Genomic DNA, 16065 nt, shown 5'->3' on the forward strand with positions numbered 1-16065 from the left:
GTTGCTGGGCCGCCGTCAGGTAGTAATTAAAGGGGTGAATGTGAAAGGCCGCTTGGGTTCGGCTTCCCCTCCGAACCGCAAGCGGCCGCGCGCCGTAGCGCGCACGTTCAATACTACACAACTATTTCTGTACCGCGGTACTCGAAACGGCAATTTCTGACAGAAATCTCAGCCGTCTCAGGATCCGATCTCGCGCACGCTCCGCGACGCTCAGTTCGCGAAGTCGTCGGGGGCGGGTTCGCGGGTCTGTCCGGACTGCAGAAGCGCATCGGCACGCAGGGAATCGATCGCGGTCTCGAAGTCTTCGAGCGAGTCGAAGCCCTGGTACACGCTGGCGAATCGCAGGTAGGCGACCTGGTCGAGTTCGCGCAGCGGTTCGAGGATCGACAGGCCCACTTCGTCGGCATCGATCTCCGCGATTCCGCGCGACCGGATGTTCTCCTCCACCCGCTGTGCGAGCTTCGCGAGATCATCGTCGCTGACCGGACGTCCCTGGCAGGCCTTGCGCACACCCGACATGATCTTCTGACGGGAGAACTCCTCGGTGACTCCGGAGCGTTTGATCACCGACAGACTCGTGGCCTCCATCGTGGTGAAGCGGCGGCCGCAGTGACGGCACTGCCGGCGCCGACGGATCGCGGCGCCGTCTTCGCTGGTCCTCGAATCGACGACCCGCGAATCTGACTCGCGGCAGAACGGACAGCGCATCTCTACTCCTCGAACCTGATGTCGACGGCCCGGCCGTGGGCCGGCAGCTGTTCGCTGGCGGCGAGAACACCGATGTGTCCGGCTACCTCGTGCAGTGCCGCCCTGTCATAGTCGATGACCTGGCTGACCTTGATGAATGAGTGCACACCCAGACCCGAACCGTGAGCGGCGGTGCCCATCGTGGGCAGCACGTGGTTCGATCCGGCACAGTAGTCGCCCAGCGACACCGGTGCCCAATCGCCGAGGAAGACCGCTCCCCCGTTCGTGATCCGAGCCCCGACCGCTTCCGCCTCGGCAGTGTGGACCTCGACGTGTTCACCGGCATAGCCGTTGACGACCGTGATCCCGGCGTCGACGTCGTCGACGAGGACGATCGCCGACTGCCGTCCGGCCAGCGCCGTGGCGATCCGTTCGGTGTGCGTCGCCTCCGGCACCTGCACGTCCAGTTCCTTCTGCACCCCTTCGGCCAGTGCGACGGAGTCGGTGACCAACACCGAGGCGGCCAGTTCGTCGTGCTCGGCCTGGCTGATGAGATCGGCGGCAACGAAGCGCGGGTCCGCCTGCTCGTCGGCGAGGATGATGATCTCCGTGGGTCCGGCGACCGCGTCGATGCCGACCCGGGAACGGACGAGCGACTTCGCCGCGGCCACATAGGCGTTTCCGGGGCCGGTGATGAGGTCGACGGGCTCGAGTTCCTCACCATCGTCGAAACCGTAGGCCAGGGCACCGATCGCCTGTGCTCCGCCAATCGCCCAGACTTCGTCGACGCCGAGGATGTGTGCGGTGGCGAGCACCGTCGGGTGAGGCAGGCCGTTGCTCTGCGGCGGGCTGGCGATCGCCAGTGAGTGGGCGCCGGCGGTCTGCGCGGGCACCACGTTCATGATCACCGTCGAGGGGTACACGGCCAGTCCGCCGGGCACATAGAGTCCGACGCGTTCGACCGGCAGGTGGCGGGTGGTGACGAAAGCGCCGGAGGCCAGCTCGGTGCGGACATCGACGGGGCGCTGATCGGCGGCGACCTTCCGAGCTCGGGCGATGGATTCGACGAGCGCGGCCTTGACCGCGGGATCGAGAACTGCGGCAGCCTCGGCCAGTGCGGATTCCGGTACGCGCAGGGTTTCGGGGCGCACTCCGTCGAAGCGTTCGGTGAAGTCCTTCACCGCGGCCGCTCCCCCACCGGCGACGGTGTCGAGCAACTCGGCCACCCGTCGTTCGATATCGGCATGGGTCTCGGCGGCCCGAGGCAGCTTCTGTGCCAGGAATCGCTTGTTGAGGGTCTCACCACGGAAGTCCAGAATGTTCACCCGCACCATTCTAGTCTCCTCGGCAAGGCATCGGTCCTCCGGCCCGAAGTGCGGACCGACCGCAACGACCTCAGACGCTCAAGCAGCGAGAGCCGAGCAGCGCCTTGAGGTCGCCGTAGAGGCTCGGGTTCGGGTCGACACGGATCGACCGGTCCAGACGCATCACGGTCTGCCGCCCCGGCTGGGAGAGGGTGATGTGGACGTCGGTCTGTCCCTTGTTGGCCTCGAGGATCTGCTTGAGTTTCGACGCCATCTCCTCGGTCGCCTTCTCCATCGGCATGATGAGGTTGAGCGGCCGGTCGTTGGGGTCGGTGACATCGGGAATCGTCATCGACATCGCCATCAAAGAGGTCGGCCGGTCATCGGAGGTGCGGATACGTCCGGTCAGAGAGATGACGAGGTCGGTCGCCAGCAGGCTCGCCACCGGTTCGTAGGTGTCGCCGAAGAACATCACTTCGATCTCGGCTTCGAGGTCCTCCAAGGTCACGATCGCATAGGGACGTCCGGAGTTCTTCGACACCTTGCGGGTGACCTGCGTGATCATTCCGCAGACCTTGATCTGGGATCCGTCGTGGCGGTGCGATTCCGGATCGACCACCTCGGCGATGGAGGCATCGGATTCGGCAGCCAGCACACCTTCGAGACCGTTGAGCGGGTGATCGGAGACGTAGAGGCCGATCATGTCGCGCTCGAAGGACAGCTTCTCCTTCTTCTCCCACTCCGGACGGTCGGGAATGGTCACGGAGAAGCCCGGTGAGTCATCGCCCCCGCCGAGCCCGGCGAAGAGGTCGAACTGTCCATTCGCTTCCTGCCGCTTGACGCCGATGACCGAGTCGACAGCCTCCTCGTGGACTTCGACGAGGGAGCGGCGGCTGTGGCCGAGCGAGTCGAAGCCGCCGGCCTTGATGAGGGATTCGATCGTGCGCTTGTTGCACACGTGGCTGGGCACCTTGTCGAGGAAATCCGTGAACGAGGTGTAGGCGCCCTTCTCCCCGCGGGCTTCGACGATGCCCTCGACGACGTGGGCGCCGACGTTGCGGACCGCTCCCATGCCGAAGCGGATATCAGTCCCGACAGGGGTGAAGTGGAGCGCGGATTCGTTGACGTCCGGGGGCAGCACGGTGATGCCGAGGCGGCGGCACTCGTTGAGGTAGATCGCGAGCTTGTCCTTGTTGTCACCGACCGAGGTCAGCAGGGCCGCCATGTATTCGGCCGTGTAATGGGCCTTGAGGAAAGCGGTCCAGTAGGACACGACGCCGTAGGCGGCCGAGTGCGCCTTGTTGAACGCGTAGTCCGAGAACGGCAGCAGGATGTCCCACAGTGCCTGAGCGGCGGCTTCGGAGTAGCCGCGTTCCTTCATACCGCCGAAGAAGCCGACCTGCTGCTTATCGAGCTCGGACTTCTTCTTCTTGCCCATCGCACGGCGGAGGATGTCGGCTTGACCGAGGGAGTACCCGGCGACCTTCTGCGCGATCGCCATCACCTGCTCCTGGTAGATGATGAGACCGTAGGTGGTGTCGAGGATCTCCTTGAGCGGCTCCTCGAGCTCCGGGTGGATCGGCGTGACCTCCTGGAGCCCGTTCTTACGCAGCGCATAGTTCGTATGCGAATCCGCCCCCATCGGACCGGGTCGGTACAGCGCCAGAGTCGCGGAGATATCCTCGAAGTTGTCGGGCTTCATCATCCGCAGCAGGGCGCGCAGACCGCCGCCGTCGAGCTGGAACACACCGAGGGTGTCACCGCGGGTCAGCAGCTCATACGCCGCCGGATCGTCGAGACTCAGATGTTCGAGGTCGAGGTCGAAGTCCCGGTTGGCTTTGATGTTCTCCACTGCGTCGGAGATGATCGTGAGGTTTCGCAGTCCCAGGAAGTCCATCTTGATGAGTCCGAGGCCCTCAGAGGTCGGATAGTCGAACTGGGTGATGACCTGACCGTCCTGGAACCGACGCATGATCGGAATGACGTCGATGATCGGGTCCGAGGACATGATGACACCGGCGGCGTGGACACCCCACTGCCGCTTCAGCCCTTCGAGTCCCTTCGCGGTTTCGAAGGTCTCTCGGGCCTCTGGGTCCGTGTCGACGAGCTCGCGGAACTCGCCGGCTTCCTTGTAGCGCTTCGACTCAGGATCCTCGATGTCCTTGAGCGGGATGTCCTTGGCCATCTCGGCCGGCGGCAGCGCCTTCGTCAGCCGCTCGCCCATCGAGAAGGGCTTGCCGAGCACACGCGCGGAGTCCTTCAGCGCCATCTTCGTCTTGATCGTGCCGTAGGTGACGATCATCGCGACACGCTCATCGCCGTACTTCTCGGTCACATAGTCGATGACCTCGGAGCGGCGACGATCATCGAAGTCGACGTCGAAGTCGGGCATGGACACACGGTCCGGGTTGAGGAAGCGCTCGAAGAACAGTCCGTGCTGCAGCGGATCGAGGTCGGTGATGCGCATCGCGTAGGCGACCATGGAGCCGGCTCCCGAACCGCGGCCGGGTCCGACGCGGATGCCGTTGTCTTTCGACCAGTTGATGAAGTCGGCGACGACGAGGAAGTAGCCGGGGAAGCCCATCGAGATGATGATGTCGAGCTCGTAGTCGGCCTGTCGGCGGACGTCGTCGGGAACACCGTCGGGGTACCGGTAGTCGAGTCCCTTCGCGACTTCCTTGATCAGCCACGAGGTCTCGTCCTCACCGGGAGGGCACGGGAACTTCGGCATATAGTTCGCCGAGGTGTCGAAGGAGACTTCGCACTTCTCGGCGATCTCGAGGGTGTTGTCACAGGCTTCGGGGAACTCTTTGAACAGCGACCGCATCTCTGCGGGAGTCTTGAGGTAGTAGCCGGAGCCGGAGAAGGCGAACCGCGAACCGCCCTGATCATAGGTGGGTTCGATGAGTTTGGAACCGGATTGGATCGCCAACAGCGCTTCGTGCGCCTTCGCATCCGATTCGTGCGTGTAGTGGAGGTCGTTGGTGGCGACCAGCGGAATGTCGAGTTCCTTCGACAGTCGGATGAGGTCTTTCGTCACCCTCTTCTCGATGGACAGGCCGTGGTCCATGAGTTCGACGTAGTAGTTGTCCTTGCCGAAGATCTCGCGGTACTTCCCGGCGGCCGCTTTGGCTTCTTCGTACTGTCCCAGTCGCAGCCGCACCTGAACCTCTCCGGACGGGCAGCCGGTGGTGGCGATGAGTCCGTCGGAATAGCTCTCGAGCAGCTCCTGGTCCAGCCGGGGCCACTTCGCAGTCACCGAGTCCAGGGAGGCATAGGACGATGCCTTGAACAGGTTCCGCATGCCCGTGTTGTTCCGCGACAGCAGGGTCATATGTGTGTAGAGACCACCGCCGGACAGGTCGTCGCTCTTCTGTGATTCGTCGGTGCGCCACTTCACGCGTGTCTTGTCCCGGCGGTCGGTGCCGGGGGTGACATAGGCTTCGACGCCGATGATCGGTTTGATGCCGGCGGCGTTCGCCTGGGACCAGAAGTCGAAGGCTCCGAACAGGTACCCGTGGTCGGTCGTGGCGATCGCGGACATTCCCGATGCCTTCGTCGCCGCCATCAGATCGGCGAGCCGGGCCGCACCGTCCAACATGGAGTATTCGGTATGGACGTGGAGGTGGACGAAGTCCTCGTTCGGCACTGGGCGCCGCCTTCCTGAAGTTGCCGGTGTTGCCTGCCCAGCTTAGTCCATCAGCGCTCTCGCGGAGGGGTTCCGGGATGTTGTTCCGGGCACGGGGCTCAGTTCGGCCGGATGCGGTCGAGTGCGGTCTGCAGATCCTCGGGGTAGCCGCTTTCGAACTCGACCCACTTCTGCGTGTCGGGGTGATGGAAACCGAGCTTGACGGCGTGCAGCCACTGGCGTTCCAGGCCGAGTTCCTTCGCCAACACGGGATCGGCACCATAGGGCAGGTCGCCGACACAGGGATGCTTGGTGGCGGAAAAGTGGACGCGGATCTGGTGAGTGCGTCCGGTCTCGAGATGGACCTCGACGAGCGCGGCACGGCGGTGGGCTTCGATCACTTCATAGTGGGTGATCGCGTTCTTGCCTTCGGTGCGCACGGCGTAGAGCCCGTCGTGCTTCGGGTGCCGGGCGATCGGAGCGTCGATGGTGCCGAGCACGGGATCGGGCAGACCCTGCACGACCGCGTGGTAGGTCTTCTCGACCGTGCGCTCTTTGAAGGCGCGTTTGAGCACGCTGTAGGCGTATTCGCTCTTCGCCACGACCATGAGTCCGGAGGTGCCGACGTCGAGTCGCTGCACGATGCCCTGACGTTCGGGCGCACCCGAGGTCGCGATGCGGAAGCCCGCTGCTGCGAGCCCGCCGACGACCGTGCGTCCGGTCCAACCGAGAGCCGGGTGGGCCGCCACGCCGACGGGCTTGTCGACGACGACGAAGGCATCCTCGTCGTGGACGATGCGCATTCCCGGCACGGGGTCGGGCACGACCTCGAGCGGCTTCCTGGGTTCCGGCATCATGATGTCGAGCCGTTCGCCGGCGATGACGCGATCGGATTTGATGACCGAGCGCCCCGACATCTCCACTCCCCCGTCTGCGCAGATATCGGCGGCCGCAGTGCGGGAGAGGCCGAGCAGCTTCGACATCGCGGCGTCGACGCGCTGGCCGTCGAGTCCCTCGGGGACGAGGATGGAGCGTTCAGTCATGAGAGTCCTCTTTCACACGGGTGGAGTCCGATCCGTCGATGTCGATGCCTCTGAGGCTGACGATGACGAGCGTGACTGCGGCGGCGGAGATCGCGATGTCCGCGACGTTGCAGATGAACAGCGACAGATCGATGAAGTCGACGACGGCTCCGTGCAGGAATGCGGGTTCGCGGAAGAGCCTGTCGATGAGGTTGCCGAAGAGTCCGCCCAGGAGCAGACCGAGCCCGATCGCCCATGCACGCGATCCGAGCTTGCGGGAGATCACGAGGATCGCGATGAAGACGCCGATGGCGATGATCGGGAAGATCCACGTCACGCTCGAGCCGAGGCCCAGCGCAGCTCCGGGATTGCGGTAGAAGGTGAATCCGGCGAGCGAACCGATCACGGGCACCGGCGGCTGGTCTTCGAGGAGGCTGACGGCGAGGAATTTGGTGAACTGATCGATCACGACCACGATTGCCGCGATTGTGAACAGCATGGCCATCATGGCGGCACGAGGTCTTTTCACCCGTGAGGCAGGATCGTTCATTTGGTTCATTCTAGCCCACAGCCGATCGATTCCGACTCAGGCCTGCGACCGCTCGGTGTGCGAACACGACCGAGGCCCGGGTACTCCGCAGAGTTCCCGGACCTCGGTCGGTGATACTTGAGGATCAGAGCTTGTGGTTCGAGGAACCGCCCAGTGGGCCGTTTCCGTCGAGGGTCTCCGGAGCCAGGCTCGTGGAGTTCTCGAGGTCACGCAGCTGATCGTTGAGGTAGCTCTTGAGTCGAGTGCGGTACTGGCGCTCGAAGTTCGAGAGCTGGTCGATCGAACGCTCGAGGGTCGACTTCTGCGATTCGAGGGTCGACAGCGTTTCGTCGCGCTTGGTTTCGGCCTTGCCGACGATGTCGGCGGCTTCCTTCTCGGCGCCCTTGATGAGTTCGTCGCGCTTGCGCTCACCTTCGGCAACATGCTCGTCGTGGACGCGCTGGGCCAGAGCGATGAGACCATGAGCGTCTCCGTCGCCACCGACTGCGGCAGCACCGAGACCGGCACCCGCAGCTCCACCGGCAGCACCGGCGGCCATCGCTGGTGCAGCCGAGTTGTCCTGCTGAGCGGGAGCGGCTTCCTTGACGGCCGGGGCCGGGGTCTCTTCGACCGGTGCCGGAGCGGCAGGTGCCTCGGCCTGAGCCGGAGCTTCCTCCTTCTCCTCGGGTGCGGGAACCGCGGCGGGCATCGCCTGAGTGGCGTCGATGTCCTGAGCCGGTGCAGCGGAAGCGCCGCCGGCTTCGAGTTCCTTCACACGCTGTTCAGCGGTGGAGAGCTTCTGACGCAGTTCGTCGTTCTCCTGGTAGAGACGCCGAATCTCAACGACGACCTCATCAAGGAAATCGTCGACTTCGTCCTGGTCGTACCCGTCGCGGAACTTCACATGCTGGAACCGCTTGTTTACTACGTCTTCAGGCGTGAGCGCCATGAGGTCACCTTCGGTCGATCTACATTCATTACGCTGCCGCCCAGAAGGACGGCTTCAACGTCACATTAGCGTAACACCTGCAGTTTTGTCCCGCAGTAATGGCGTGTCTCGCATTCAATGACGAAGTTCTACGCATTCGAGGCTAACAACTCAGGTATGCCGACAGCCAATTCCCGTGAGCACATTCACCATCTATCAGGTATTCGCACAATGGAATCCGGATAATCGATCGCCGCATTCCGCAGCCGGTTCCAGGCGCCCTTTCACAGTGATTCATCAGCCGAAATCGCTGTGCGGAAGGGGATCAGGCGGAGGCGTGCGAGAGGTTGAAGAACACTGACGCGATGATCTGGATGCCGATGAGCAGGACGATGAATCCCAGATCGAGTGAAACCTGCCCCAGACGCAGCGGCGGAATGATCTTGCGCAGCAGCTTCAGCGGCGGATCGGTGAGTGTGTACACGATCTCGGCAAGGACGAGGAGGAAGCCCGTGGGCCTCCAGTCGCGGGAGAACACCTGGACCAGGTCGAGTACGACTCGTGCCAGGAGCACGTAGACATAGAGGCTCAGAGCAGTACCGAGGATGTAGAAGATGATGGCCACGTGGGTCCCCCGCGCCTTTCGTTGTTGCTTGAGTACTGAGCCTTCAGCCTATCGGCTTCAGCTGAGGACGAGTTGAGAGATTCGCAGGGCCCGTTCAGCTCTGGTTGAAGAAGCTGGCCTGAGTATCCGAATCGGCTTCGTTCTCACCGGCGACTTCGATGTTCTCCGGCGTCAGCAGGAACACCTTGTTCGTGACCCGCTCGATCGATCCGTGGAGGCCGAAGATGAGGCCCGCGGAGAAGTCGACGAGGCGCTTGGAGTTGTTCTCGTCCATCTCCGAGAGGTTCATGATCACGGGGGTGCCCTCACGGAAGGCGGCGCCGATGACCATGGCGTCGTTGTAGCTGCGGGGGTGGATGGTCCTGATGCGATTCATTGAGGTTCCTGGCGCCGGGGTGTCTACGGGACGGATCGGTGACGGATGGATCGGTGTCACCGGTGCCGGAGTCCGTTCCTCCGCCGCTGCCGGTTCGTCGTACTGCTCGGCGTCATCGAAGGTCTCGACGACCTCGCGATCCCGGTGCGCGGTATCACGACGATCGGTGTGCTGGGTGGTCTCGTCCTCTTCTTCGACGAAACCCAGGTATTCCAGCGTCTTCTTGATTGCTGACATGTCTAAAGCTCCTCGGACTTCGGCACTTGCTCACCTGTCGCCCAAACTATCGCACGCGGGCTTCTGGGCCGGTGAGTCCTATGGGTGTGTCGCGGTCTTTTCTTCCTGCAGCCAGATGATCCCGGCGAACCGGCCCGTCCGCTTCTGCCTGCGGTAGGAGAAGAGGTCCTCGGACTCCTTCGTGCAGGTGCGTGAGAAATGATCGATGGTCACATCATTGCGGCGCAGCTGTTCGGCCACGGCTCCGGCGACGTCGAGGGCCGGTGTTCCGGTCACCGACACCGAGGCGGCCGTCGGCTCGATCGCCGCGACCTCGCTCCTCAGCTCGGGCGGGACTTCATAGCAGCGGGGACAGACCGAGGGTCCGATGACCGCGTGGATGTCCCGTGCACCGGCCTCGCGCATCGCCGCCACCGTATTGCCGACCACTCCTGCGGACATCCCCGGTCGTCCCGCATGGACGGCGGCGATGACGCCGGCGTCGGCATCGGCGAGCATGACCGGGGTGCAGTCGGCGACCATGATCGCCAGCCCGAGACCGGGGACGGTCGTCAACTGGGCATCGGCTTCGACCGGAGTCTGCCGCAGCTGCGCTTCGTCGCTGATGAGGTGCACATCGGTTCCATGCACCTGGGAGACGAACGAGAGCCGCTCCCCGCTCAGGCCGATGACCTGAGCGAGAGCGGCTCGGTTGGCTGCGACGAGTTCGTCATCGTCGCCGACGTGGCGGGCGAGATTGAACGAGGCGAAGTCCCCGCTCGAGTATCCGCCGTGCCGGTCGGTGAAGGCGATGTGGGCGGTGCGCCCGCCCGGGATGACGAACCTCGAGCGCAGCATATTACTTGAGGAAGTCCGGGATATCGAGGTCGGAGTCGAAGTTCGAGCTGCTGCGTTCGCCCGGCAGCGTGGCGGGAATCTGGTGTTCCTCGCTGCGGCGCGGAGCGGCTGCGGGCTCCTCGGCTGCCGGCGTCTCGGTCTCGGATTCGGACTCGGCGACGACGGGCGACTCGACTTCGGGCTCCGCCGGCGCGGCGGCCGGGATCGGGGCCGGAATCTGGTCGGAACCGGCGGTCTCCGCATTCGGCGAGGTGTTGTCGAATCCTGCGGCGATGACGGTCACGCGGCACTCGTCGCCGATGTTGTCGTCGATGACGGCGCCGAAGATGATGTTCGCTTCGGGGTGCGCTGCTTCCTGGACCAGGCGTGCGGCCTCATTGACCTCGAAGAGTCCGAGGTCGCCGCCGCCGGTGATGCAGAAGAGCACTCCGTGGGCGCCGTCGATGCTGGCTTCCAGCAGCGGGGAGGCGATGGCGGATTCGGCGGCCTGCACGGCACGGTCGTCTCCGGTTGCGGCACCGATGCCCATGAGCGCGGTCCCGGCATCCTGCATGACCGACTTGACGTCGGCGAAGTCGAGGTTGATCAGACCCGGGACGAGATGAGGTCGGTGATGCCCTGGACGCCGGAGCGCAGGACCTCATCGGCGGAGCGGAATGCTTCGACGACGGAGACGCTGCGATCGGAGATCGAGAGCAGACGGTCGTTGGGGATGACGATGAGGGTGTCGACCTCTTCGCGCAGCGCCGCGATTCCGGCTTCCGCCTGCGCGGAACGGCGACGTCCCTCGAAGGTGAAGGGGCGGGTGACGACACCGATGGTCAGTGCGCCGAGCGAACGGGCCACCCGGGCCACGACGGGGGCGGCACCGGTTCCCGTGCCGCCGCCTTCGCCGGCGGTGACGAAGACCATGTCCGCACCCTCGAGGGCGTCGCGGATGGCGTCTTCCGAGGATTCGGCGGCTTTCTTGCCGATCTCCGGGTCCGCGCCAGCGCCGAGGCCCCGGGTCTGGTCACGGCCGATCTCGAGCTTGACATCGGCGTCGGAGAGGACGAGAGCCTGGGCGTCGGTGTTGATCGCGATGAACTCCACGCCGCGCAGGCCGACGTCGATCATCCTCTGTACAGCGTTGACACCGCCGCCGCCGGTTCCGGCAACTTTGATGTCCGCTCCGGATTGTGGGAATTCAGCCAAGTCGGTTCCTCGTCTCAAGCGCTTGCGCTCCGCAGGGTCTGCGTGCGCATTCGGTCTGTGTTCTCTGCCCTGAGGCTATTGGGCGGGGCAATCTCACTGCAACCATTCTCGCCGGAGTGTCGGGGTTCGGCCAAACTTCATTCCCGGTGTGTCGGGGCCAAACGGAGGCAATCGCAGCGGCTGGCCCGTACGGGTCAGCTCACGGAGGCCCGAACCGGCCGCGACGGAGTGTTCGAGACTGGCTCCGACCGAACGCCGGCCGGGCAGGCCTCAGTCGGTCACGGGCACAGAAGGCACGGAGACATCGATCTCGGTGCGGCCTTCGGCGGCGAGCTGGGCAGCAGTGCGCATCTTGAGACTGGCGTCCGAGGAATCGCCGAAGACGACCGTGGCTTTCTGCTTTCCGGTGTCGAGGCGACCCTGGAGGCTCATGGCGTCCTTGGCTTCGATCGTCACCAGCTGACGGCGCAGCTCCGGCCGCAGCTCGCCCATGAACCGGATGACCGCCGACACGGTCTCTCTGTCCGGCTGGTGTCCGCCGCCGCTGAGCACGGTGAGCTTCTTCGGCGCCTTGTCGACCGTTCCGAGGTCGACGGCGTCGGAGTCGTAGAGACGGTAGCCGGATTCGCCTTCGATCGCGATGACCGGGGTGCGGTCGGTGATCTCGATCTTCAGCGCCCGGGGACCTGCGTAGTGGACCGAGGCCGCTTCCGCTTTCGGGAACTCCCCCAGCACGGAGTCCTCGACCGTGCCCGGACGCACCTGCGGCAGCGGTCTGCCTCTCTGACTGTCGAGCACGAAGTTGCTGACCTTGTCGGTGTCGACCAGCCGACTGCCGCTGACCTGCACTTTCGTCAGTGTCAGCAGGGGTGAGAACCAGGCGACGGCGACGAGGGCGATGAGGGCCGCCACGATGCCGATGGCGATGAGACGGCGACGCCAGGTCTGCCTGCGGCGGGCACGGATGACTCCGGTGAGGTCCGCAGTGGAGTTGTCACCGGCCTGGGCCGGGGGAAGCGGCGCCATGGGCCTCAGCCCTCCAGTGCGCTCAGCAGCTCGGGCCCGAGGATCGTGACATCTCCGGCTCCGACGGTGAGCACGAGGTCTCCGGGCCGCACTCGGGCGGCGACGAAGGGGACCGCCTCGGCGAAGGACTCGAGGAAGGTCACGTTCTCGTGCGGGACCCGATCGGCGATGAGCGCGCCGGTGACTCCCGGCACGGGATCTTCGCGAGCGGGGAAGACGTCGAGGACGACGACCTCATCGGCCAGGCCGAGGGCCTGTCCGAACTCCTCACGGAATTCCATCGTCCGCGAGTACAGGTGCGGCTGGAAGATCGCCCAGACGCGTCCCCCGTCGGTGACGACTCCGCGGGCGGCGCTGAGCACGGCGCGCACCTCGGTCGGGTGGTGGGCGTAGTCGTCGATGACCCGCACTCCGCCGGCGATTCCGCGTTCTTCGAAGCGGCGGCGGGTGCCGCCGTAGCCGGCGAGTCCGGTGGCCGCACGTTCGACGTCGCCGCCGAGGCTGTGAGCCACGGCGATGGCGGCGGTGGCGTTGAGCGCGTTGTGCATTCCCGGCTGACGCAGTTCGACCTTGAGCGCCTCGTCCCGTCCGGGTAGGTCGAGGACGAAAGTCGACCCGATTCCGGAGTCGAGGTCGCGGAGCACGATATCGGCGTCCTCGGAGGTGCCGTAGAGGACGACGTCGGCGCCCTGGCTGCGGGAGTGGAGGGCGACGTCGTGGGATCCGGGATCGTCGGCGCAGGCGATGATCGTTCCGCCCCGGGTCTGGATGCCGTCGCAGAATTCGATGAAGGCTTCGCGCACCTTCTCCGGGGTCCCGTAGTGGTCGAGGTGGTCGGCTTCAACGTTGGTGAGGATGCCGATCGCCGGTTCGTAGAGGAGGAACGATCCGTCGGATTCGTCCGCTTCGGCGACGAACACGTCGCCGGTGCCCAGGTGGGCGTTCGTGCCCGTCGTCGACAGCACTCCCCCGATGACGAAGGACGGGTCGACTCCACAGGCCTGCAGCGCCACGGTGGTCATCGAGGTGGTCGTGGTCTTTCCATGGGTGCCGGCCACGGCCACTGCCCGCCTGTCGACCATGAGCGAGGCGAGAGCCCCTGAGCGGTGGAGGATGCGCAGCCCACGGCGCTGGGCTTCGACGAGTTCGGGGTTGTCCTTGCGGATGGCCGAGGAGATGACGAGGGTATCGGCCTCACCGAGGTTGTCGGCCGAATGTCCGATCGTGACGGTGGCGCCGAGGGTGCGCAGCACATCGACGACGTTGGATTCCTTCGCGTCCGATCCGGTGACGGCGACTCCGTTCATGACCATGATCCGCGCGATTCCGGACATTCCCGAACCGCCGATGCCGATGAAGTGGACGGCGCCGAGGTCGCCGACGGGAACGATGTTCTCAGGGCTCGTGTTCGCAGAGGTCATGTTCAGCCTTCCAGCGCGCGGTTGACGATGGCGGCCATGCGGGCCGCGGCATCGGTGGGGTAGTTCAGCTGCAGTGCCGCCCGGCTCATCTGTGCGAGTCGGGACTCGTCGGCGAGCAGCGGCAGGATGGTGTCGACGACCGTCGACGGGGAGAATTCGGCATTGTCGACCATGAGCGAGGCGCCGGCCGAGACGCTGCCGGAGGCGTTGAGCCGCTGTTCGCCGTTGCCGATGGCCAGGGGCACGTAGAGCGCCGGGACTCCGGCGACCGTGGCTTCGGAGACCGTGGCGGCTCCGGAGCGGGCGACGAGGAGATCGGCGACCGCATAGGCCCGATGCATTCCGTCGACATAGTCCACGACGTGGTAGTCGCTCAGCTCGGCAGCGACCTCGCGCAGTGCGTCGCCCTTCCCGGCTCCCGCGATGTGGAGGACCTGGATGCCGGCTTCCTGGCACGCCGTCGCGGTGGCGAGGAAGGCTTCGTTGATCTTCTGTGCACCGGAGGATCCGCCCGTCACGACGAGGACAGGGCTGTCATCCCGCAGTCCGAGATCGGCGCGGAACGCCGCGCGCTGTCCCTCGTCGCCGCGGTTCAGGTCGGTGATCTCCGTGGGCATGGGCATGCCCACGAGCGTCGAATTGCGCAGCTGCGTGTCCGGGAAGGTGATGCCGACCCGACCGGAGGTGGTCAGTCGGGCGCCGAGGCGGTTGGCCATTCCCGGCTTCGCATTGGCTTCGTGGACGATCAGCGGAATCTTCGCCTGTTTGGCTGCGAGGAACGCCGGTGGGCACACATAGCCGCCGACGCCGACGACGGCGTCGATGCTGCGGGAGGAGATGATCTGCTTGACGGCGGAGATGTTGCCGCGGAAGCGACCCGGGAATTTCAGCAGGGCGGGACTGATCGACCGCGGCATCGGCACCTTGTCGATGGTGAGCAGCTCGAATCCGGCGCGGGGAACGATGTCGGCTTCGAGCCCGTCGGGGGTGCCGAGTGCCACGACGTCCCAATCCGAGTGCTGCCGGCGCAGTTCACGGCCGATCGCCAGCATCGGCGAGATATGGCCGGTGGTGCCTCCACCGGCGAGGAGGATACTCGTCATCTCATTTCCTTTTCTTGCGGGCAAGCACGGCGAGGGAGGATCGCAGGCGATCCTTGTTGGCGGCGATGGCCGCCTCGGCGCCCGGTTCAGCACGGGCGAACGACAACACCACTCCGACGGCGAGGAGCGAGGCGATGATCGAGGAGCCGCCGTAGGACACGAACGGCAGCGGCAGACCGATGACCGGCAGCAGTCCGGTGACGACACCGATGTTGATTCCGGCCTGTCCGACGATGAGGGCGAAGAAGCCTGCGGTGGCGACCTGGACCATGAGGCTGTTCGAGCGCATCACCACACGGACCATGCCATATCCGAGGACGGCGAAGATGAGGATGACGACCAGAGTGCCGACGAGGCCCAGCTCCTCTCCGATGATGGCGAAGATGAAGTCGTTGTGGGCTTCGGGCAGCCAGGACCATTTCTCACGGCTGGCTCCGAGCCCGACTCCCAGCCATCCGCCGGATGCCAGGGAGAACAGCCCGTGGTTGGACTGCCAGGCTTGGCCCATGGTGTCCGCGGCGGTCTGATCCGCATGCCCGGTGAGCATCGCCTGGATGCGGTCGAGTCGGTTCTGAGAGCTGAGGACGAAGAAGGCGACGGCGGCGGCCAGCACGCTGCCCAGCAGCACGAAGTACTTCATCGGGAATCCGCCCACGAACAGGCACACGATGCCATGGCCATGATGACGAGTCCGGTGCCGAGGTCGTTGCCGGCGACGACGAGTCCGGCGGCGGCGAGCACTCCCGGGACGATGGGGATCATGGCGTGGCCGAAGGTGGTCATCTTCCCGGCCTTCTGAGCCAGGATGAAGCCGAGCCATAGGGCGAGGGCGACCTTGAGGAACTCCGAGGGCTGGATCTGGAATCCGCCGAACCCGATCCAGTTCGCATTGCCCTTGGTCTCTTTCCCGAGCCCCGGCGCAAAGACCAGCGCCTGCATGGCGAGGCCGCCGAGGATGGCGAACCAGGCGGCCCGCTTCCAGAACTGCAGAGGCATCCTGCTCGCCACGAACATGAGCACGAGGCCGACACCGGCGAACATCGCCTGCTTGTTGAAGTAGGCGAACGAGGAGCCCGCTCCCCCGTCGTAGGAGGTGACCGATGAGGCGGAGAGCACCATGACCAGGCCCAGTCCCGTGAGCAGCACGA

The 16065-nt window shown here is 65.1% G+C and carries 12 protein-coding genes and 2 pseudogenes; all 14 read right to left on the minus strand.

The genetic code is table 11. From position 1 onward, the window contains the following. Positions 1–210: 210 nt before the first annotated feature. Complete coding sequence (nrdR, locus tag AC2W7L_RS09205) at positions 211–708, minus strand: transcriptional regulator NrdR (protein ID WP_486004217.1); 498 nt, start codon at positions 706–708, stop codon at positions 211–213. 2 nt (positions 709–710) lie between these two features. Next, positions 711–2021, minus strand: coding sequence for a histidinol dehydrogenase (gene hisD / locus AC2W7L_RS09210; protein WP_486004218.1), 1311 nt, complete (start codon positions 2019–2021; stop codon positions 711–713). 61 nt (positions 2022–2082) lie between these two features. Further along, entirely contained in the window at positions 2083–5592 is a 3510-nt protein-coding gene (gene dnaE / locus AC2W7L_RS09215; protein ID WP_486004278.1) for a DNA polymerase III subunit alpha, read from the minus strand. Between the two features lie 146 nt (positions 5593–5738). After that, positions 5739–6662, minus strand: coding sequence for an RluA family pseudouridine synthase (locus AC2W7L_RS09220; RefSeq protein WP_167196894.1), 924 nt, complete (start codon positions 6660–6662; stop codon positions 5739–5741). After that, positions 6655–7191: a signal peptidase II gene (locus AC2W7L_RS09225; protein ID WP_486004219.1), complete on the minus strand. Its 537-nt coding sequence runs from the start codon at positions 7189–7191 to the stop codon at positions 6655–6657. Before AC2W7L_RS09225 ends, AC2W7L_RS09220 begins: the two co-directional genes overlap by 8 nt. A 124-nt stretch (positions 7192–7315) precedes the next feature. Next, positions 7316–8119, minus strand: coding sequence for a DivIVA domain-containing protein (locus AC2W7L_RS09230; RefSeq protein WP_486004220.1), 804 nt, complete (start codon positions 8117–8119; stop codon positions 7316–7318). A gap of 304 nt (positions 8120–8423) precedes the next feature. Next, a complete protein-coding gene (locus AC2W7L_RS09235; RefSeq protein ID WP_062243070.1) occupies positions 8424–8723 on the minus strand; it encodes a YggT family protein in 300 nt (99 codons plus the stop codon). 94 nt (positions 8724–8817) lie between these two features. Continuing rightward, positions 8818–9336, minus strand: a complete 519-nt coding sequence (locus tag AC2W7L_RS09240) for a cell division protein SepF (RefSeq protein ID WP_167196902.1) — start codon at positions 9334–9336, stop codon at positions 8818–8820. Between the two features lie 78 nt (positions 9337–9414). After that, a complete protein-coding gene (gene pgeF / locus AC2W7L_RS09245; RefSeq protein ID WP_486004221.1) occupies positions 9415–10173 on the minus strand; it encodes a peptidoglycan editing factor PgeF in 759 nt (252 codons plus the stop codon). Position 10174: 1 nt separating this feature from the next. Then, positions 10175–11367 (minus strand): annotated as a pseudogene (ftsZ, locus tag AC2W7L_RS09250) (cell division protein FtsZ). A gap of 270 nt (positions 11368–11637) precedes the next feature. Next, positions 11638–12393, minus strand: coding sequence for a cell division protein FtsQ/DivIB (locus AC2W7L_RS09255; protein ID WP_486004222.1), 756 nt, complete (start codon positions 12391–12393; stop codon positions 11638–11640). Positions 12394–12398: 5 nt separating this feature from the next. Further along, a complete protein-coding gene (gene murC / locus AC2W7L_RS09260; protein ID WP_486004223.1) occupies positions 12399–13814 on the minus strand; it encodes a UDP-N-acetylmuramate--L-alanine ligase in 1416 nt (471 codons plus the stop codon). Between the two features lie 2 nt (positions 13815–13816). Then, positions 13817–14917: a UDP-N-acetylglucosamine--N-acetylmuramyl-(pentapeptide) pyrophosphoryl-undecaprenol N-acetylglucosamine transferase gene (locus AC2W7L_RS09265; protein ID WP_486004224.1), complete on the minus strand. Its 1101-nt coding sequence runs from the start codon at positions 14915–14917 to the stop codon at positions 13817–13819. 1 nt (position 14918) lies between these two features. Beyond that, positions 14919–16036 (minus strand): annotated as a pseudogene (ftsW, locus tag AC2W7L_RS09270) (putative lipid II flippase FtsW). Positions 16037–16065 lie beyond the last annotated feature (29 nt).

The organism is Brevibacterium sp. LAARM3_SD1, from assembly GCF_057364765.1.

Bases quoted from the DNA above. Each gene is read 5' to 3' on its own strand.
- AC2W7L_RS09225 (WP_486004219.1), bottom strand. From the start codon at position 7,191: ATGAACGATCCTGCCTCACGGGTGAAAAGACCTCGTGCCGCCATGATG.
- AC2W7L_RS09255 (WP_486004222.1), bottom strand. From the start codon at position 12,393: ATGGCGCCGCTTCCCCCGGCCCAGGCCGGTGACAACTCCACTGCGGAC.
- AC2W7L_RS09230 (WP_486004220.1), bottom strand. From the start codon at position 8,119: ATGGCGCTCACGCCTGAAGACGTAGTAAACAAGCGGTTCCAGCATGTG.
- hisD (WP_486004218.1), bottom strand. From the start codon at position 2,021: ATGGTGCGGGTGAACATTCTGGACTTCCGTGGTGAGACCCTCAACAAG.
- nrdR (WP_486004217.1), bottom strand. From the start codon at position 708: ATGCGCTGTCCGTTCTGCCGCGAGTCAGATTCGCGGGTCGTCGATTCG.
- AC2W7L_RS09220 (WP_167196894.1), bottom strand. From the start codon at position 6,662: ATGACTGAACGCTCCATCCTCGTCCCCGAGGGACTCGACGGCCAGCGC.
- dnaE (WP_486004278.1), bottom strand. From the start codon at position 5,592: ATGTTGGACGGTGCGGCCCGGCTCGCCGATCTGATGGCGGCGACGAAG.
- murC (WP_486004223.1), bottom strand. From the start codon at position 13,814: ATGACCTCTGCGAACACGAGCCCTGAGAACATCGTTCCCGTCGGCGAC.
- AC2W7L_RS09240 (WP_167196902.1), bottom strand. From the start codon at position 9,336: ATGTCAGCAATCAAGAAGACGCTGGAATACCTGGGTTTCGTCGAAGAA.
- AC2W7L_RS09265 (WP_486004224.1), bottom strand. From the start codon at position 14,917: ATGACGAGTATCCTCCTCGCCGGTGGAGGCACCACCGGCCATATCTCG.
- pgeF (WP_486004221.1), bottom strand. From the start codon at position 10,173: ATGCTGCGCTCGAGGTTCGTCATCCCGGGCGGGCGCACCGCCCACATC.